This window comes from Bartonella schoenbuchensis R1 (assembly GCF_002022685.1).
Taxonomy (GTDB): Bacteria; Pseudomonadota; Alphaproteobacteria; order Rhizobiales; family Rhizobiaceae; genus Bartonella; species Bartonella schoenbuchensis.
This window is the reverse complement of the sequence record NZ_CP019789.1, coordinates 1179735-1198527: the sequence shown is the minus strand read 5'-3', so window position 1 is coordinate 1198527 and position 18793 is coordinate 1179735. Positions and strand designations below refer to the sequence as shown.

Sequence of the window (18793 nt, the reverse complement as noted above, 5' to 3'; positions counted from 1 at the left end):
AGTATGAGCCACAGGATATTTTGGGGTTAATAGTTTAAAATACTAAAGATCAATTTTTTCAGTACACATTATTTCATTGTTTTGAGTAATAATACTATGACGTTGTAATTGACAGTGCCATTGCTGATGAGAGCGCTCAATAGCAAACAAGTTGAAATTGGCAGGTGGTTTCTTGCTCCCAAAAGCTTGTGATGCAGAAGAAACACCGACAATAGGAACTTTTTTCATTTTTCCTTCAATGAAGTTTAATGTAGGTAGGTGGGTATGGCCGTGAAGAATAAGCTCACAACCGTGGTGTTTTATAACGTCTAGAAATTTTTCTATACCCCATAATTTTTTATACCAAGAAGTTGCATTATGAAAAGGAGGGTGATGTATCATCACAATACGAAAGAGATCGCGTGCTGCAGCTTCATTTAAAAGTTGGGATAAAGTCTGTGCTTGCATTTTATCAAAATAGCCAGCAGCTTGGAAAAATGGTGTAGCGATGGCTGAAGAAGCACTGATAATGGCCACATTATCGCGAACGCGCATATAAGGAAAAACATTATTTTGAGGAATATCACCTGTGATCCAAGGTTGAAAGGCGATACAGGCTTTTTGAAATGCTCCACGAACATAAGCATCATGATTACCGAGCGTTAAAGAAATATTTTCAGGATGGCCTTGTGCGCACAACCAACGGCACGCTTGTTCAAATTCTTTATCTAGAGAAAGATTGACGAGATCACCAGAAATTACAAGATGATTAGGTTTTTCCTTTTTCAAGGCATGCATTAAAGTGTCTAAAACACTTGTTGTCATTTGGCTTTTGCGTTTTTTTTGCCAATTAAAATAGCCAGTAAGACGCTTCCCAAAAAGCTCAGACAAAGAAGGTTGTGGGAGAGGTGAAAGGTGCACATCCGATATGTGGGCAAGATAAAACATAAATATTAGCATAGTACTGAAAACAATTTAGGCAATAGAAAAATAGCCGGTTTATTGTTAGGAGCGGTAGAGGGGTATAAGGTAGGAACAGTTTGCTAGAAAGTTTTAAGAAAACTTTGCAAGCATTTACGGTGTTAGAAAAGAGTGCTAAAAGCAAGTTTTTTCAAATGGGATGGGTAATGTGTAAAAAAAATAGTGATAATGAAACAAAATTTTTTAAACTGAAATAATTGACTTTTTGTTTGCATATTAATTTTTTAGGAACGATCTATGATAAACTCATCGTCTACTTCTCAATCTTGCGCTCCTTTTTCTGCAACTGATAATACGATAAGTTATTGGCCTGAAATAATTGATCATGATGATCAAATTAAGCAAATTAATCAAACAGTTTTTGGTCCGGGTCGTTTTGTGCGTGCAAGTTATTTACTGCGAGAAGATGGTAAGCATGATCGTCAGCTGTCTTTTGTTGCTTGTTTGGAAGACCATGTTATTGGCTCTGTGAGGATGACTCCTATATACATTGGTGAACAAACTGCTTATCTGCTAGGTCCTCTTGTTGTTCTGCCTGACCATAAAAATATTGGTGTAGGAAGCAAATTAGTACGTATGGCATTACAAGCGGCGGAAAATTGTAATGTTCCTTTGGTCATTTTAATTGGGGATAAGGATTACTATGGCCGTTTCAATTTTAAAAATGTACAACATGGGCAAATACAAATGCCTGCGCCAGTGAACCCCCAACGATTATTAGTCTTAGAATTACAAGAAGATGCGTTAAAAACAGCACATGGTAAAGTACGTTATCGTTCATGTAGCTAAATATACATTTTTCCTGTAAAATAGATTTAAATTATCTTAAACGCTTAAAAAAATCGCTTAGAATTTTTAGTGATTTTCACGATACCACATACTGCTGAATAGTAAAAAGCAGGTGATCAGAGCTAAAAATCCAGAAAAGATTGGAAAATATGAGGCATTAACCAAACGGGTTTCTGTTGCTTCTTTCAGAACAATTGATTGAGCACGAGGAGATATTGATTTTGTTTTCGTTTGAATCAATTTAATGGGAGGAAGGTGAATGCCATCTTTTTTCTCATGATGCAAACGTACTACATGACCACCAGTATGTTGGCTGATAGGGGCTAGTTTTTCTTCTGTTGAAATTAAATCAGAAAATTCAAGACTATCGAGTGCACCTATAGAAGAAAGCACTGTTTGATCACCATTGTGGATGGTAAAAATTCCTGTTTCATCAGTATTTACAGTTCTTGTAAAAACACCTTCTTGTTCTTTTGTGAGAATGATCTTTTGTTTTTTGCCAGAGGGGAAGGTTACTTCGACTGGCTCTGGCTGCTCTTTAAGTGTTTGTCGACGAATTGTTAAATGATGATGATCATTTACAGCACTTAATCTTTCTTCTTCAAGTTCTGGTTCTTTCATGAGCCAATGAGCAATGCGACGATAAAGAGCAGCGTAAGGTCCCCCCCTTCAAAACCTCGTGCCCACAGCCAACTTTCATCAGAAAGCAACATACCTACTCGACCTTTACCAGTATGTGAAAGAAGCAAAAGCGGTTGTTCATCAGCTCCTTTCATAATAGGAATACTTTTGTTTGTGTTTTGAATTGCAATTTGTCGTAGCCATCTCCCCCATTGAGAAGCTGGGTGGGTAGGGGTAGCAAGACCTCGCGTAACAGGGTGGCGTTCACCTTCTTTGGTTAATGTAGGGCGGAAAGGTTTTTGAATAATAGCACCATTTGGCAATGCTGGTAGAACACTTATTAAAGGTGTTTTAGCAAGTGACTGTTCATTAGCAAATTCAGGCCCTGTTACTATGAGTAATGCACCACCTTTTTGTACATATTGAGCAATATAATCATAATAAATCAATGGTAACACATTGGAATGTTGAAAGCCGTCAAGAATGATAAGATCAAAATTATTGATTTCTTCAACAAATAACTGGGTTGTAGGAAAAACCACAAGTGACAATTGGCTCAAAGGTGTATTGTCTGCTTTTTCAGGTGGACGCAAAATAGTAAAATGAACAAGATCAATATTAGAATCACTTTTTAAAAGATCACGCCATGTACGTTCACCATTGTAAGGTGCACCCGAGATGAGAAGAACACGCAAATTTTCTCTAATTCCTTCAATAACAGCAATGGCGCGATTATTATCAAAGCTTAATTCACCTTCATAAGTATCAGTTGTAGCTTGAATGATATTTTTTTCAGCATGAGGAAGAGTGATTTCAGTTTGAAAAATAGTACCAGGGGTTACAGAATAATGGCCAACTTCTTGACCATTAACGCTTATAGAAATATTTGCTTGCGCTGGTATAGCTTCTTGAGGTTGGCCTTTATCTTCTACCAAAATGGAAAGTACTTGTGGTTTATTGATAAGAGCAAAGCGGGGAGGAGAAATAAATTTAATTTGACGGTCAAATTCATTGGCTCTCCCTGTTATAAGAGCATTAATTGGTGCACTATCATGAAGTTCTGATAATTTTGGAATATCATGCACTTGTCCATCTGTGATCAAAATTGTTCCTGCATAGCGAGATGGGGTATATCAGCTATAGCTTGTGTTAGAGCATTAAATAAATTTGTTGATGGTGCATAATGGTTTTCAGAAAGTTTTCCAGCTTCAATAAAACGCAGCTCAAATTGTGGATAGCGGGATAGTTCATTTGTTAATTGTATGCGCGCTTTGTGACTATCGTCTGCACGTGTACCAAATGTTTGACTTTCGCTTTGATCAATTACAATACCCACAGTGCTTTTAACAGGTTGGCGCTCTTCTTTTATTATCATTGGATTAAGCAAAGCAAGAATGATTGAGCTCAATGCTATAAGACGCAACAAAGCTCCAGGGCGCTTCGTAATGAGGCCAATGATAATAAAAAAGGTGGGAAGTCCTCCTAAAAAAAGAAGCCAAGGGATGGGTAGAAGAGACTGAAAAGTGATCGATGGTATCATTGACTTTTTTTTCTGTTAAAGCTCTCTAACAATGCAGGAACATGAACCTGATCGGCTTTATAATTACCTGTGAGCATGTAGATGACAATATTCAGTCCTGCACGAAATGCCCATAGGCGTTGCATAGGGTCATTGGGGACAAGTGGGTATTTCCATGTACCTTTCTCGTCTAGCGCCCAAGCACCAGCGAAGTTATTGGCAGTGATAAGAAGAGAACTAACATTATCGCCAGTAGCAATAGAGTTTTTATTTTTTTATTTATTGATGATGCTTCAACCCATAAAGGTGAGCCACGATAGCGTCCAGGAAAATCGGGCATAATATAAAAAGAACGAGTAATAACATGATCAGCTGATGCTGGCTCAATGGCTGGGATATTTAATCCGCTTAAAATGGCACGCAATCTTTGTGTGGCTGGGGTAGCAGTTTCTTCAAGGTTCAGATTGGCGCTTATTTGATCACGGGTGTCAAATAAAACTGTACCACCATGTTTCATAAAAGCATTTATTTTTTCAAGGATTTTTTGCGTTGGCATGGGGCCATCAGCGTCAATAGGCCAGTAAATGAGAGGATAGAAAGAAAGTTCATCTTTATCAAGATCAAGCGCTACAACAGAACCGGGTGAAAGCATTGTGCGCTCTGAGATAAATTGACTGAGTGCTTCCAAGCCACTTTTACTTGTTGTATCAATTTCATGATTATGAGTCACAACATAAGCAAGGTGGGTGGCACCAGCTGCTTGCACCATGATTTCATCATGCTTTTCTAGGGGTTGTGCATGAGTGGTTGGTGGATAAGACAATAAGACGATAAAACTTGCTATCAAGGGAAGTAAGAGGAACATATTACTTCGTCGATTAAAAAGAAAAGCTCCTCCCATCCATAAAACTAAAAAACTATCTAGCGCTAAGAATAGGCTAGCCAGCCCTAAAAGTGGTCCAGCAAAATGTTTTTCTTGTGTATCATAAGATAACGGGTCATTGCCTGAGGAGGCAGGTAATGGCGATTGTTTTGTTAAACGTGATGAATGATTTAATAAATTCAATGCATAAAGATTATTTTTAGAACCGTAAAATCCAGGTGGGGTATCATAGGATGGAAGGGGTGGTTTTTGTACATTAATAACAAGTGGTGCAATATGAGGGGAGGGTATCTGTAATTGACCATCAGCATTTAATGTTCGCCAAGGGCTTTGTGTCGTTGTTGCCTGTGTTTGTATAGGGGTTTCCTGGTCATGTACACCAAGCGTGGTAAGCTTTTGCAACATTTGTGCAAAAAATCCAGAAAGCGGAAGGTTTGACCATGTAGGATCAGGCGCAATGTGGACAAAAATGAGTATGCCTTTTCCATAGTTAGCAGCTGTGAGAAGGGGGGTGCCATCAGCAAGACTAAGCCACGTTTTTTCAAAAAGGTCTGAGCTTGGTTCTGCTAAGATTTGACGTGAAACAGTAACTTCTTCTGGAAAAGGAAGGTCAAAGAAAAAGCTATTTTTTGCAAAAGGTGCTAATTTTTGTGGTTTAGCCCATGACATAGTGCTTCCAAGATAACGTTCACCAGAACGTAGTGGTACAGGTAGTAAACTGTCATATTGTTCTGTAGAACTCAAATTCTCCCCAGCAAAACGAATGAGCACTCCCCCTTTATTCACAAAATTAGATAGTTTTTTTTCTGCTGCTTTTGACATATTAGCAATGTCACCCATAATGAAAACAGACGGGTTTTGTTTGAGTAAGTGATCAATATCAACTGAAAGCTCTCCTCCGCCAGCTGTTATAATCTGTGCATGTTCCTGCAATGCTTTGATGACATAGTAAAGTGGAGACAATAAAGGCTGCACCATTTCATTAACGCTTGGTGATAAAAGAGCAACGCGACTTATTTGATTACGGCTATCAATTAAAAAAGTTGCGGCAGCTTGAGCATGGTTATCAATTTTTATCCATGCAATGTCATTGCGTAATTCAAGCGGTAAATTAAGGGGGACAAGAGCTGTTGTTTCTCCTTCATGAAAGTGTGCTGTAAAACGCCCAAGAAGCTGACTTTTGAAATCATAAAGGCTTAATGTCGTCGTAGACTTATCATAAGTGGCTGCGCGAATAATACGTGCTGCGATATTTCCATCATTATTGACTATGCCTGTTATGCCAATCAAGTGAGAAATATCAGCTGAATACCATAAAAGTGTTTTAGGCTTTAATTGTTCAATGAAAGTGAGAACTTCTTTATCTTCGTTTGTTTGTAAGCCATCACTTAAGTAGGCAATATCAAGAGGTTTTTCGCCAGTTTTTTCAATAAGTTTTTTAAATGCCTGCAAGCGATTGACAGGCCAGGGTTGAGGTTGCAAATGTATTAAATGTTGTCTTACAACTTCTGCAGAAAAGGGGCCAATTTCTTGGGTGTTGTTTTCAGCTGTTGCAAGTAAATAAATGTCTTTTTTATGTTTTTCTGCTTGTACAAGTAAGGATTTTGCAACAGTAATACGTTTTTTCCATTCTTCAGCAGAAGCCCATCCATTGTCAATAATAAGTGCTAGCGGTTGAGATCCGGAAAAAATAACAGGATTTTTGTTCCATATAGGGCGCGCTAAGGCGATAGTAATTAATGCTATCATAAAGAGCCGTAGCAATAACAACCACCAAGGTGTATGGTTGGCTGTTTCTTGCTGATTAGTTCGTTTAAGCAAGAAGCGTAAGGGAGGAAAAGGTTCTTTATGAGGCGTGGAAGGTGTTGTGCGCAACAACCACCAAATGACTGGTAAGGCCAAAAGTCCGAGCAAAACTAGGGGAGCTTCAAAACTCAAATTGCCCTCCCTGTATGAGGTAAAGAGGCATTCATTCTCTTTGTAAGTTGCAAGATGGTTTCTTTTAAAGGTCGGTCAGTTGTACTCACATGGTAACTCCATCCTTGATGTAAACAGAAATTTATTAATTCTTCCCGTCTTTCTTGGTAGAGTTTGCAATAATGTTTGCGGAGGTTTTCTGCTTTTCCTAAGAGAAGCTTTTGTTTGGTTTCAGGATCAAAGAACTCTGTATGTCCTTTGTAAGGAAAGCTCTCTTCTGCAGGGTCGGCAATTTCAATTAGATGTGCATTGACCTGTTTTGCTAGCAAAATTTTTAAATGTTGAATGATTTGTTCAGGCTGATCAAGAAAATCACTAATTATTATGACTTGTGAAAAGCGGGTAATAGCCGAGAAATCTGGAAATGAATTTTCAGCTTGGTGATTTGTTAAAGCTATTGCCATGCGTTCTGCTATATTAGATGTCATAGTGGGAGCCATTAAATTAGGAATAGCAATATATTGACCATCTCGTGCAAGAAGTGTCGCCAGTGCAAGGGAAAGAATAATCGCATGATTACCTTTAGAGATTTTGGAAAAGCGTGAGCAATAGTGCATGGAAGCACTTTGATCAAGCCAGATCCAAACTGTTTGGGCTGTTTCCCATTCGCGTTCACGTAAGTAAGTGTGTTCATCACGTGCAGAACGACGCCAATCAATATGTGTTGTAGATTCCCCTTCGACATATAGACGAAATTGCCAAAAATTATCTCCATTGCCACGTTTACGTTGATTATGGCAGCCAGCCATTAGTGTATTAGCAATGAGGCGTGCTTGTAAAAGAAGATCGGGCATATTTCCTACGTCTTTATGCAGTTTTGCAATAAACGACAGTGGATTTTTCTTAGAGACTTTTTTGCCAATAGCCATTAAAGAGCATCTTTCACAAGCTTAGCGATAATATCTTTGGTGGTTATATTATCAGCACGTGCAGAAAAATTAAGTGCCATGCGGTGTTGTAATACGGGATAAGCTAACGCTTTAACGTCATCAAGTGAGGGGGATAAACGCCCGTGATAAAGAGCTCGGGCGCGAGCACAAAGTGAAAGAGCTTGTGATGCCCGAGGGCCAGGTCCCCAAGCAATATAAGTATTTGCAAAGGAATTATCTTCATTTGGACGAGCCGAACGCACTAGTTTCAAAATGGCTTCAACAACATTTTCAGAAATAGGTATTTTGCGGACGATTGTTTGAATTTTTTGTAGTTTTTTGGTCGAGAGAACTGGTTTTACAGTTTGGCTTTTTTGACCTGTTGTTTCTAAAATAATACGCCGTTCTGTAGTAAGATCGGGATAATCAATATCAATTTGCATCAAAAAACGATCAAGTTGTGCTTCAGGAAGTGGGTAGGTTCCTTCTTGTTCGAGAGGATTTTGTGTTGCAAATACATGAAAAGGTTTTGGCAAATCATAACGAGTGCCGGCAATAGTGACATGATATTCTTGCATGGCTTGCAAAAGAGCTGATTGAGTGCGCGGTGAAGCACGGTTAATTTCATCTGCCATAAGAAGTTGGGCAAAAACAGGGCCTTGGATGTAACGGAAGAAGCGTTTACCATTTTTATCCAAGTCCATAATTTCAGAACCGATAATATCTGATGGCATTAAATCTGGTGTGAATTGGATGCGCTTTCCATCAAGCCCTAAAACAAGGCTTAATGTCTCAACAAGACGTGTTTTAGCAAGCCCTGGAACGCCAACAAGAAGGGCGTGCCCCCCGGCCAAAATGGCCGTTAAGGTATATTCAATCACGTGGCTTTGACCAAAAATAACTTTGTCGATTGCTTTTTGCAGAGTAGCTAATTCTTTATACGCTGCATCAATATCATCAACGATCGATTGGCTGTCTTTATTTATACTAGTCTTTTTGATGGTATTAGATAACGTATCATCTTGACTCATATTGTTTCCTTAAAACAGTTGTCGCAAAGTAATAATTTCTTTTATACGATAATAAATATTTATAATTTGTAGCAGAAAATGAAGAAAAAAGAAGCATGATAAGCTGTTTTTTTAATTCGTGCACAGATGGAGAAGTGCATTAATGAGGCAGGAATTATAACTTATAAGAAATGTATTACAAATTATCGTGCAATAAGACTACCTAAGTGGAGGGAAACATTAAGAATTTGTTCAAAAGGTTGAGTGGATGAGCATACCACAAAATTTCAGAAAAGTTGACTGGTTGCAACACAGCCATATTCAAACACTTCTTCGTATTTTATCGTTGGATGGTGAAGAGGCACGTATTGTTGGTGGTGCAGTACGTAATCAGCTTTTAAATCAGCCCATTAGCGATATTGATATTGCTACGACCTGTTTGCCACAGCAGGTTATAAAGCGCGTAGAAAAGGAAGGATTTAAAGCTATTCCTACAGGTGTTGACTTTGGTACAGTGACAGTTGTTATAGAGTCATGTTGCTATGAGGTTACAACTCTTCGCTCTGACATTGAAACAGATGGTCGCTATGCAAAAGTTGCTTTTTGTCGAGATTGGAAAAAGGACGCTCAGCGACGGGATTTTACTATCAATGCACTTTATTGTGATGCATCTGGTCAGCTTTATGATGAAGTGGGAGGTTTGAACGATATTGAAAGCAAAACGATACGTTTTATAGGTGTCGCGAAGGATCGTATTTGTGAAGATTATTTACGTATTTTACGTTTTTTTCGTTTTTTTGCTTGGTATGGGGGAGGGCGTCCTGATGCGCAGGGGTTGAAAGCATGCATTTCTTTGAAACAAGGTCTGCACAAACTTTCACCTGAACGTGTTTGGGGAGAAATGAAAAAACTTCTTACTGCTTCAGATCCAACACGTACTCTTTTATGGATGCGTCAAAGCGGTATTTTAACACTCATTTTACCTGAAACAGAAAAATGGGGTATTGATGCAATCCACCCACTTGTGAAAATAGAGCGTATCCTTGGTTGGAAAGCAGATCCATTGCTGCGGTTAGAAAGTTTACTACCTCCTGATCCTGTACGCCTTCATGATATGGCTCATCGTTTGCGTTTGTCTAATGAAGAGAAAAAGCGATTGAAAGAATGGGCAAAATTGGGGATTATCAATCCAAGCTGTTCAGATGTTTGCGTGAAAGAATTGATTTATTTTCATGGTCGACAACCCGTTTTAGATCAATTATCCTTGTCTTTGGCATCTATCTGTACTGGTATTTTAGATGAAGACGAAATTTTAGAAAAAACAGAATATTATCTTCAACTTTATCACCTGGCTCAACAATGGCAGATTCCAACTTTTCCTATAAGTGGCAGAGATTTGATGAAAAAAGGCTTAACTCAGGGAGCACTTTTAGGTCAAAAGCTTAAGGAGCTAGAAAAAATCTGGGTTAAAAGCGGATTTTTAATGGATCGTAATGAGTTATTAGAAAAAATTGAGCAGGAATAACTAAGTTTTTATGAGCAACTCTCTGCTTCTTTTTTCATGAGACATTTTCTATCTCATTGTAACCAATTTGGCGAAGAGCTTCACCGGTTGTTATGGCTACACTCATTGCGAGATTTAAAGAGCGTGCGTGTGGTTGCATAGGAATTGTTAATGTATGATCAACTGCTTCATAGACGTAATTAGGAACACCTGCTGATTCACGGCCAAAAAGTAAAACATCATTTTTTTGGTAGCGTATATCTGTATAACATGTTTTTGCTTTTGTGCTCAAAAGCAAAAGACGGCGGTTAAAATGCCTCATAGTTTCAATAAAATGTTGCCAATCAATGTGACGTTCCAACAAGGCATGTTCAAGATAATCCATACCTGCTCGTTTAAGGTTACGGTCTGATAAATTAAAACCTGCTGGTTCAATAATATGTACGTGTACGCCAAGACAGGCACTAAGGCGTAAAATTGTTCCAGTATTACCAGCAATATCCGGTTGAAAAAGAGCAATGTGAAGTGGCATACGCTGTTCCATATGGTTTTACATATTTCTCTGTAGAAGATTTATACAACTCTTCATAGAAATATATTCATAGAAGCGTTGTTTTTTTATTTAATAACTATTTGTTCTAAATTTTAGAGAGGGTTATTTACACGGGCTTTTATCTATATACAATAAGTAGAGAGAGTGTATATCCTTAATATAATCAATAAAATTTATGTTTCAAAGAGTATAAAGGTATTACGTATATCCAACTGATTGAAAATACATTTCTTTGATAAATGCTTGGGTATTTCTTTTTAAAGTAGAATTTTAGAAACAACGAAACATTATCCATACATAATATCTCTATTTTAAAATTTGAGCTGATAATCCATAAGTAGATCTTCTTAAGATAACCAGTTCTCATATTATTTTACTTTTCAATATTTTAGGTGCTGTTTACCTTATAAAAGCTAAGTTTAGCATGATTGAGATAAAAATTTTCAAAAAGAAACCGCATAATTGAAGGAACACATAAAAATAGAACAAGCCAATCTTAAAGCCCATAGGGAACAAATCAAATTATCGTGCATTGAGAGCATGTAAAATAAAAATGGAGAATGTAAAATGAAAAAAATTGCTATCACTGCTCTTGCGTCAATTTTAATGGTTTCTAGTGCTTATGCCCAATTTTCATCGCCTTCTGAAAATGGAAAGATTTTGGCAGAAGGTATTGTACGAGTTAAGGCGGATATGGTTGCAGGTTATGTTACGCCTTCAACAGCTAATTTCGTTGCTTCAAACTTTATTGGTGTAGATGTATGCGATATAGAAGATGAAGAAATTGGTGAGGTAAAAGATATTATTTTACGTCAGAATAATATCGATGGGATTGTTATTAGCGTTGGCGGTTTTTTAGGTATGGGTGAGCATTATGTTGTTGTTTCTCCAGAAAAAGTCCGGATGAAAGCTGATGATGGTAAGTGGAAGCTTATGGTCAATGTAACAAAGAATGCTTTGAAAGAAATGCCAGAATTTAAATATAAAGACTATTTGATACGCTAGTTTTTGTATTTATGTCTTTAATGAATAAAACAGTCGCTCTTATAGTGCGGCTGTTTTTGTCAAATAGTACTCGTTGAGAATATGGAAACAGTTTTATATAAAAAGTGTTTTAAGTTATTAAAGAGGTAATGATATTTAAGTATTGTGTTTAAACAACATAACATCACCATCTTGTACGATATATTCTTTACCTTCATCACGGGCTTTTCCTGCTTCTTTTGCTGCGTTTTCCCCACCTAAGGTAATATAATCTTCATAGCTAATAGTTTGTGCACGAATAAAGCCGCGTTCAAAGTCTGAGTGAATGACACCCGCTGCTTGAGGTGCTTTGGTACCCCGGGTGATTGTCCAAGCTCGTGTTTCCTTAGGTCCACAAGTAAAATAAGTAATTAAATCAAGCAGGTGATAACCAGCGTGGATGAGTCGATTCAAACTAGGCTCAGATAATCCTAAGACTTGGAGATATTCAATAGCTTCTTCATCAGAAAGTTGAGCGATTTCAGCTTCAATGGAAACAGAAATAATAATACTTTGCGCATTTTGCTCTGCAGCTATTTTCTCCACCGCTTTAGTAAAATCATTGCCATGAGCAATTTCATTTTCGCTGACATTGCAAACATAAAGCACAGGCTTTGAGGTTAAAAGATTCAAACCATGAAGAATACGTCGTTCATCAGAGGAAATATTTTTAAGTAATAACCGTACAGGATCTCCTTTTTGTAATAATTCTAATGCTGCTTCCATTGTAGGGAGGATTGCCAAAGCTTCTTTGTCTTTTCCGATTGCACGTTTACGGACTTGTATAATTCGTCGTTCAAGACTTTCAAGGTCTGAAAGCATGAGTTCTGTATCGACAGTTACAGCATCAGAAACGGGATCAATCTTTCCTTCTACATGGGTAATGTCTTCATTTTCAAAACACCGTAGCACATGGATAATGGCATCGACTTCACGAATATTGGCTAAAAATTTATTGCCTAAACCTTCACCTTTTGAAGCTCCACGGACGAGTCCTGCAATATCAACAAAATTAATACGTGTAGGAATAATTTCTTTTGAACCAACAATAGAGGCGATTTTTTCCATTCGTGGATCTGGCACAGCAACTTCACCGGTATTAGGCTCGATTGTGCAAAAGGGATAGTTAGCTGCTTGCGCTGTAGCTGTTTTTGTTAACGCGTTAAAAAGGGTTGATTTACCGACATTAGGCAGCCCGACGATACCACATTTAAAACCCATAGGTTCTCTCTCTTAATTAGACTTTTGATTTATTTATAATGACTAAGATATACTTTATTGGCGTTTTTATAGCATGTTTGAAGAAGAGTTCTAGTCTTCAGCTTTTTGTGGTGATAAAAAAGATAAACTGAAATAATTATGACGATTTTAGCAAGTAATTGTCATTTTTTAATCGACAAATCCTAAACATTCCCTATTTTAATAATCATAAAATTATAGATTAACGTTAACAGTGTGCTAAGTTTTTTATAGTATAGAAAACTATAGAATTAAATAATTATATTAAATCAAATGATTGCGGGAATATGGAATTGTTGTCTCGTCGTGCTTTTTTAATGGCTGTTGCTCTGGTATTGGTTGGCTGCGCTACACATCAACCAAGTGAGTCTTTTGTTTCTTCTCAACAAGTTCGCGTCATTCCAGAGGAATTACGGGCTTTATATGGGCCTATAACGAATGAGCCTTATTCATTACCTGCAATTGATCTTGCGGAAATTGATCCAAAATTTTTGCGTAAACAAGTAGATTACGATACTTCTTATCCGGCTGGTACGCTGATTGTAGATATTCAAGAGTGCTTTCTTTATCTTGTTGGTGAAAATGGAAAAGCTATGCGTTATGGCATTGGCGTTGGTAAAGAAGGTTTAGAATTTAAAGGTGAAGCAGTTGTACAATATAAACGTCGCTGGCCGTCTTGGGCTCCAACTGCAGCGATGATGGCTCGTGAACCAGAACGATACGGTCATTTAGGAAAAGGGATGCCGCCAGGGCCTGATAATCCATTAGGTGCACGGGCATTATATCTCTTTAAAAATGGTCAGGATACGCTTTTCCGGATTCATGGTTCATATGAAGAATGGTCAATTGGCCAGGCTATTTCAAGTGGGTGTATCCGTTTGCTCAATCAAGATATTATTGATCTTTATGACCGTGTTCCTAATGGTTCACGTGTGGTGGTTTTGTAGCTATAGTAAAATATATTATAAGTTTTCATCACATGGCTTCTTGCAATTTCAAATGGCCATATAGGTTTGAGCAGTTTTATCTGATAAATATTTTATATTAATATTCTCCTTAAAGAGAGTGTATCATATGTAAAGGTTTTAAAAAATTATTCGTTATTACATCTACTTAAAAGAGGTTATATTTTATCGCGAGTTTTTTCCTCCATTACCAATGAAATTTTGTTCATGAATTGATTAGCATCTCCCTTTATTAAAATAGCAATATTATCCGCGATTATATCTAATAAAGTAGGTAACCATTCTTGATCAGATTTTGTAAAGTTTCCTAAAACATGCTGATGAACCAATTCTTTGGAACCAGGATGTCCAATCCCCAAACGTACACGGCAGTAGTTATTACCACAATGGCTATCGATAGATTTTATGCCGTTGTGTCCTCCACTTCCTCCTCCAATTTTTACGCGCACTTTCCCAGGAGGTAAATCTAATTCATCGTAAAAAACAATAAAATTATTTAATTCTAGTTTATAAAATCGCAAGGTTTGGCTGATGGCTTGACCAGATAAATTCATAAAAGTTTGAGGTTTAATAAGAAGAATTTTTTCACCATTTATAAGACCATTAGAAATTTCAGCTTGAAATTTTTTTGACCATGGAGAAAAGGAAAAGGACTTATGAATGGCATCAACAGCCATGAAACCAATATTATGACGATTATTTTGGTAGGACAAACCAGGGTTGCCAAGACCAGCAATGAGCAACATATACGCTTTCAATAAAGTATAAATGATTAGCAAAACACTTCAAAATAGGTGTAGGTGGGAAAACTCCCCACCTACTGAAATTTATAAAGTTTTAATTATTTTCATCACTCTCTTGTTCGGAGTTATCGTTCACATTTGTACCAGCAGGAGCTGCGATGGTTGCAATGGTAAAGTCTCGATCCTGAATAACCGGAGTTACACCTTTTGGTAATTGCACGGCTGAGATATGGATAGAGTCACCAATAGAATAACTAGAAAGATCAATGTTAATTGCTTCAGGAATAGCATTTGCTGGTGCAGTACATTCAATTTCATGGCGAACAATGTTTAGAACACCACCTCGTTTAATACCTGGTGCTGTATCTTCATTGAGGAAATGTACAGGAATGTTCACATGCACAACTGATTTCTCTGAAACACGTAAAAAATCTACGTGCAGAGGAAAATCACGGACAGGATCAAGTTGATAATCCTTTGGTAGAACTTGAATTCTTTTTTTATCAACTTCAATGGTAGCAACAGTAGTACGAAAACCACCTGCATGAATTTTGTAGAAAATTTCCTTATAAGAAACTGCAATTGCCAAAGGGGGCTGTTTGTCACCGTAGATGACTGCTGGAATAAGACCGTTGCGGCGAAGTTCACGGGAGGACCCCTTACCAACCCGCTCGCGTATTTCAGCCTTAAGAGTATAACTCTTGCTCATGGTTAAATCCTTCTTACATGATTGGAGATTCATCAAAAACAACTAGCAGTTTTTGCATGAATATGAAGATATGTACTGCAAAGCAGCAATTAGCTCCATTCTGCGTTGCCTCCAAGGGTGTCTACGCAGAAGCTTATTCTATAATTCAAACCCTTTAGAGATGCAAGAGTTGTAGGAAAACCCATTTATCTAATTTTGGCTTTATTTGGAAAAGCGTGAATTTTGCGTTATCCGTATTTATTTAATAGTAAACACCTCAGATATTTCCCGGTTTCAATTTTAAAAAACTATCAGGAAATTTAAAACTAGGCACTATTTTAGTCAAATAAGCTTGAAACAGACTGTTCTGCTGCTGTTCTTGCAATCGCTTCTCCTATTAAGTCAGCAATAGCCAAAACACGTATATTATGTGCTTGTTCAATTTTTGTTGTTGGCATAATCGAATCAGTAATGACCAATTCTTTCATTTCTGAGTTGGTAATGCGTTCAATAGCGTTTCCAGAAAGAACACCATGTGTAATATAAGCAGTAACACTATTTGCTCCATGCTTAAGAAGAGCGCTTGCTGCATTGCATAAAGTGCCACCTGAATCAACAATATCATCTAGTAGAAGGCAATCTTTTCCTGCTACATTTCCGATAATGTTCATTACTTCTGATTCACCTGGCCGTTCACGACGTTTATCAACAATAGCAAGTAAACTGTTTAAGCGCTTGGCTAAGGAGCGTGCACGTACCACACCACCGACATCGGGTGAAACAACAATAACATTTTCAAGAGAATAACGCGTTTTGACATCACGAGAAATAACGGGAACGGCATAGAGATTGTCAGTAGGAATATCAAAAAAACCTTGGATCTGTCCTGCATGAAGATCTAATGTTAAAACGCGATGAGCACCTGCTTGAGTAATCAGGTTGGCAACAAGTTTTGCAGAAATAGGGGTGCGTGGTCCAGGTTTGCGGTCTTGGCGAGCATATCCAAAATAGGGTATAACAGCTGTAATACGACGTGCTGAAGAACGATGCAGGGCATCAATCATGATGAGTAATTCCATCAAATGATCATTGGCTGGATAAGAGGTTGATTGCAGCACAAATACATCTTCTCCGCGCACATTTTCATGCAATTCTACAAAAATCTCTTGATCAGCAAAACGCTTGACGGTTGCTTCACCTAGGGAGATGTTTAAATAATTTGCAATATTTTTCGCAAGATGTGGGTTAGAATTGCCACAGAAAAGTTTCATGATAGAACCCCTGAATAATCATGATAGAATCTGATACAGCTTTTAACTTTTTATTATCAGATTGCAAAGGAACAATTACAAAAACATTATAATTTTATCTAGCATGGGTTAAAAGAATTATTTTGCTATTAGTTATGACAAATCAAGTATTCACAAACAAGATTTTAAATTATCATAATTTACGGACTTATAAGTTATTTCATTAAACAAACAAAACATGATCGAGCGTACCTTTTTTCATTTGGATAAGAAATTTTATTTTGTAGTTATGATATGTTTTTAAGGTAAAAAACTTATTTGTCATTTTCTAGCATGATAGCAGAAATCTGTCGCCCGTAATCAGATTCATTACGATGTGTTGCACGACGATAGGAAAAAAAGCGTTGCTCATCTTGATAAGTACAAAGTTTTAGACAAGAAGTATTGAGGCCTGCTTGTTCTAATTGGTCGATAATGAATGTCCATAGATTAAAATGAAAATGGTTTTTTTTATCTGTTTTTAAAAAATATTTTTGAAATTGATTACTGCGATTCATAAATTGGTTATAAAATTCATTTGTTACCTCATAATGATGGGGACCAATACAAGGTCCTAACACTGCTGTTATTGATTTTCGTTTGGCACCTTGTTCTTCCATAGCTAAAATTGTTTTTTCCAAAATTCCATTCAAGCTTCCTCGCCAACCAGCGTGCGCAGCACCGATAACACCTGCATGCGGATCAGCAAAAAGAACTGGTCCACAATCGGCTGTAAGGATGCCGATTGCTAAACCTTTACTAGTTGTGACAAGAGCGTCAGCTTTAGGACGTTCACCGATAAAAGCTTGATCAATTACGACTACGTCACAAGAATGTACTTGATTGACAGTGATCAAATTTTTTATCTCAATATCAAAATAATTCGCGATTAATGTGCGATTTTGCATAATATGTTTAGGATGATCATTTGAACCTTGGCCGACATTAAGGCTATGATAAAGGTTTTGTGAAACTCCACCTTGACGTGTAAAAAAACCATGTTTTATCCCGTGTTTATGTAAAGCAAGAAGATCTTTCGCAAGGATAGGCTTAAGGACAGGCTTCATGAAAGCTCCACATAATTGTTTGAACAAGCAATGGTGTTCAAGACAGCAGTATTTGTCAATTCTTTGTCATTATTGGAAGTCAAAAAAGTTAGAGATAGTAGTAGATTGATCACTAACATGGAGAACTTTGAAAAGTTTACCCATTTGATCTGGGCTGACAAGCCGTTCAATATCTTGACGGATTTTGTTTTGGATCAAGGTATCTTTATTAATGCTAAGCTGTTTTGCACGTTCAAGAATTCCCATTTTTACAAGAAAATCTCCTTGTTCTAGAATTTCAGCAAAACAGCCTTCTTGAAGTGCTATTGTTTTTAAAGTAAAAAAATCAACATGTGATGTTAAATCATTTTCACCTGGGTTGGCAAAAACATCGCGGAATTTATGTTTTGAAATAGCTTGCAATGTATCCCCAAATGCACAATCAGAAGCACCATAATCAATGAGCAAAGCAGATCCTTTATCTTGTATTAAGCGATTACTAATTTGTTGCATCAGTTGGTTACGTAAGGGAGCGTATTCCCAAATTGTTCCGTCAGGCATTTGAGCACAATAGACTGGTAAGTCACCAGAAGAAAATTTATGCGCTCCAGCTATAAAGGTAAAATGACCATCTTGATCAAGTGTAATGCAACGCTCTCTCCATTCTCCGTTGATTTTGATATATTGGTGGATAGGAAGCGCATCAAAGAGCTCATTAGCAATGAGAAAGAGAGGTCCTGAAGGTATTTGATTAAAATGTTCAATAGTATGAATATGTTTTTGATAAGAGGAAAGACGTTTTTTTTGTTCTGTTGCAAGACGTTGGCTTATTTCAACAAGAAAAATTTCAGCAGCATTGAAGGCTGTTTTACATAATTTTTGAATGGTACGTAAAACATCGTCCATGAGTGTTCCACGTCCTGGACCTATTTCAGCTAAAATGAAAGGATTGGGGCTACCTTGAGCTTTCCAGCTTGCAAAAACCCAAATACCAATCATCTCTCCAAATAATTGACTTATTTCAGGTGCGGTAATGAAATCACCCGTAGATCCAAAAGGCTCTTGTGTTTGGTAATAGCCAAATTGTGGGTCTGTGAGGGCTAATGTCATATATT

The 18793-nt window shown here is 37.3% G+C and carries 14 protein-coding genes and 2 pseudogenes; 4 read left to right on the top strand and 12 right to left on the bottom strand.

Annotated features, from left to right (window positions below; all coding sequences use genetic code 11):
• Positions 1-42: 42 nt before the first annotated feature.
• Positions 43-939 carry a metallophosphoesterase family protein gene (locus tag BscR1v2_RS05260; RefSeq protein WP_194284942.1) on the bottom strand — a complete coding sequence of 299 codons (897 nt, stop codon included), beginning with the start codon at positions 937-939 and terminating at the stop codon, positions 43-45.
• Between the two features lie 258 nt (positions 940-1197).
• Between BscR1v2_RS05260 and BscR1v2_RS05255 the strand changes: the two genes are divergently transcribed.
• The gene (locus BscR1v2_RS05255) at positions 1198-1749 is read left to right on the top strand and encodes a GNAT family N-acetyltransferase (RefSeq protein ID WP_078689995.1); all 552 of its coding nucleotides are present in this window, start codon (positions 1198-1200) and stop codon (positions 1747-1749) included.
• Positions 1750-1815: 66 nt separating this feature from the next.
• Here BscR1v2_RS05255 and BscR1v2_RS05250 read toward each other — a convergent pair.
• The 4 genes and pseudogenes from BscR1v2_RS05250 to BscR1v2_RS05235 all read right to left on the bottom strand — a co-directional run bounded on the left by BscR1v2_RS05250 (position 1816) and on the right by BscR1v2_RS05235 (position 8649).
• Positions 1816-3910, bottom strand: a pseudogene (locus tag BscR1v2_RS05250) (hypothetical protein).
• Positions 3907-6710, bottom strand: a pseudogene (locus BscR1v2_RS05245) (DUF4159 domain-containing protein). The pseudogenes BscR1v2_RS05250 and BscR1v2_RS05245 overlap by 4 nt, the downstream one beginning before the upstream one ends.
• Complete coding sequence (locus tag BscR1v2_RS05240) at positions 6707-7618, bottom strand: DUF58 domain-containing protein (protein ID WP_078689994.1); 912 nt, start codon at positions 7616-7618, stop codon at positions 6707-6709. Before BscR1v2_RS05240 ends, BscR1v2_RS05245 begins: the two are co-directional and overlap by 4 nt.
• A complete protein-coding gene (locus BscR1v2_RS05235) occupies positions 7618-8649 on the bottom strand; it encodes an AAA family ATPase (RefSeq protein ID WP_078689993.1) in 1032 nt (343 codons plus the stop codon). Before BscR1v2_RS05235 ends, BscR1v2_RS05240 begins: the two co-directional genes overlap by 1 nt.
• A 247-nt stretch (positions 8650-8896) precedes the next feature.
• Here BscR1v2_RS05235 and BscR1v2_RS05230 point away from each other — a divergent pair, with 247 nt between their 5' ends.
• The gene (locus BscR1v2_RS05230) at positions 8897-10153 is read left to right on the top strand and encodes a CCA tRNA nucleotidyltransferase (protein WP_078689992.1); all 1257 of its coding nucleotides are present in this window, start codon (positions 8897-8899) and stop codon (positions 10151-10153) included.
• Positions 10154-10187: 34 nt separating this feature from the next.
• Here the strand turns inward: BscR1v2_RS05230 and BscR1v2_RS05225 are convergent, their stop codons facing one another.
• Positions 10188-10664 (bottom strand): tRNA (cytidine(34)-2'-O)-methyltransferase, encoded by a 477-nt coding sequence (locus tag BscR1v2_RS05225; protein ID WP_078689991.1) that lies wholly within the window; start codon positions 10662-10664, stop codon positions 10188-10190.
• Positions 10665-11252: 588 nt separating this feature from the next.
• On the opposite strand from BscR1v2_RS05225, the gene BscR1v2_RS05220 reads away from it, so the two are divergent.
• Entirely contained in the window at positions 11253-11690 is a 438-nt protein-coding gene (locus tag BscR1v2_RS05220) for a PRC-barrel domain-containing protein (protein ID WP_078689990.1), read from the top strand.
• A 135-nt stretch (positions 11691-11825) separates the two neighbouring features.
• On the opposite strand, the gene ychF is transcribed toward BscR1v2_RS05220, so the two are convergent.
• A complete protein-coding gene (ychF, locus tag BscR1v2_RS05215; protein ID WP_078689989.1) occupies positions 11826-12929 on the bottom strand; it encodes a redox-regulated ATPase YchF in 1104 nt (367 codons plus the stop codon).
• 311 nt (positions 12930-13240) lie between these two features.
• Between ychF and BscR1v2_RS05210 the strand changes: the two genes are divergently transcribed.
• Complete coding sequence (locus BscR1v2_RS05210; protein WP_236828988.1) at positions 13241-13894, top strand: L,D-transpeptidase; 654 nt, start codon at positions 13241-13243, stop codon at positions 13892-13894.
• A 176-nt stretch (positions 13895-14070) separates the two neighbouring features.
• On the opposite strand, the gene pth is transcribed toward BscR1v2_RS05210, so the two are convergent.
• The 5 genes from pth to BscR1v2_RS05185 form a co-directional block, all read right to left on the bottom strand.
• Positions 14071-14658: an aminoacyl-tRNA hydrolase gene (gene pth / locus BscR1v2_RS05205; RefSeq protein WP_078689987.1), complete on the bottom strand. Its 588-nt coding sequence runs from the start codon at positions 14656-14658 to the stop codon at positions 14071-14073.
• 91 nt (positions 14659-14749) lie between these two features.
• Complete coding sequence (locus BscR1v2_RS05200) at positions 14750-15364, bottom strand: 50S ribosomal protein L25/general stress protein Ctc (RefSeq protein WP_078689986.1); 615 nt, start codon at positions 15362-15364, stop codon at positions 14750-14752.
• 317 nt (positions 15365-15681) lie between these two features.
• A complete protein-coding gene (locus tag BscR1v2_RS05195) occupies positions 15682-16614 on the bottom strand; it encodes a ribose-phosphate pyrophosphokinase (protein WP_007476780.1) in 933 nt (310 codons plus the stop codon).
• A gap of 293 nt (positions 16615-16907) precedes the next feature.
• Positions 16908-17699: a peptidoglycan editing factor PgeF gene (gene pgeF / locus BscR1v2_RS05190; protein WP_078689985.1), complete on the bottom strand. Its 792-nt coding sequence runs from the start codon at positions 17697-17699 to the stop codon at positions 16908-16910.
• Between the two features lie 69 nt (positions 17700-17768).
• Positions 17769-18788, bottom strand: a complete 1020-nt coding sequence (locus tag BscR1v2_RS05185; protein WP_078689984.1) for a class I SAM-dependent methyltransferase — start codon at positions 18786-18788, stop codon at positions 17769-17771.
• Positions 18789-18793 lie beyond the last annotated feature (5 nt).

What these genes read in the sequence shown, in the direction of transcription:
- BscR1v2_RS05260 (WP_194284942.1), bottom strand. Translation starts at nt 939, where the DNA reads ATGCTAATATTTATGTTTTATCTTGCCCACATATCGGATGTGCACCTT.
- BscR1v2_RS05255 (WP_078689995.1), top strand. Translation starts at nt 1,198, where the DNA reads ATGATAAACTCATCGTCTACTTCTCAATCTTGCGCTCCTTTTTCTGCA.
- BscR1v2_RS05240 (WP_078689994.1), bottom strand. Translation starts at nt 7,618, where the DNA reads ATGGCTATTGGCAAAAAAGTCTCTAAGAAAAATCCACTGTCGTTTATT.
- BscR1v2_RS05235 (WP_078689993.1), bottom strand. Translation starts at nt 8,649, where the DNA reads ATGAGTCAAGATGATACGTTATCTAATACCATCAAAAAGACTAGTATA.
- BscR1v2_RS05230 (WP_078689992.1), top strand. Translation starts at nt 8,897, where the DNA reads ATGAGCATACCACAAAATTTCAGAAAAGTTGACTGGTTGCAACACAGC.
- BscR1v2_RS05225 (WP_078689991.1), bottom strand. Translation starts at nt 10,664, where the DNA reads ATGCCACTTCACATTGCTCTTTTTCAACCGGATATTGCTGGTAATACT.
- BscR1v2_RS05220 (WP_078689990.1), top strand. Translation starts at nt 11,253, where the DNA reads ATGAAAAAAATTGCTATCACTGCTCTTGCGTCAATTTTAATGGTTTCT.
- ychF (WP_078689989.1), bottom strand. Translation starts at nt 12,929, where the DNA reads ATGGGTTTTAAATGTGGTATCGTCGGGCTGCCTAATGTCGGTAAATCA.
- pth (WP_078689987.1), bottom strand. Translation starts at nt 14,658, where the DNA reads ATGTTGCTCATTGCTGGTCTTGGCAACCCTGGTTTGTCCTACCAAAAT.
- BscR1v2_RS05200 (WP_078689986.1), bottom strand. Translation starts at nt 15,364, where the DNA reads ATGAGCAAGAGTTATACTCTTAAGGCTGAAATACGCGAGCGGGTTGGT.
- BscR1v2_RS05195 (WP_007476780.1), bottom strand. Translation starts at nt 16,614, where the DNA reads ATGAAACTTTTCTGTGGCAATTCTAACCCACATCTTGCGAAAAATATT.
- pgeF (WP_078689985.1), bottom strand. Translation starts at nt 17,699, where the DNA reads ATGAAGCCTGTCCTTAAGCCTATCCTTGCGAAAGATCTTCTTGCTTTA.
- BscR1v2_RS05185 (WP_078689984.1), bottom strand. Translation starts at nt 18,788, where the DNA reads ATGACATTAGCCCTCACAGACCCACAATTTGGCTATTACCAAACACAA.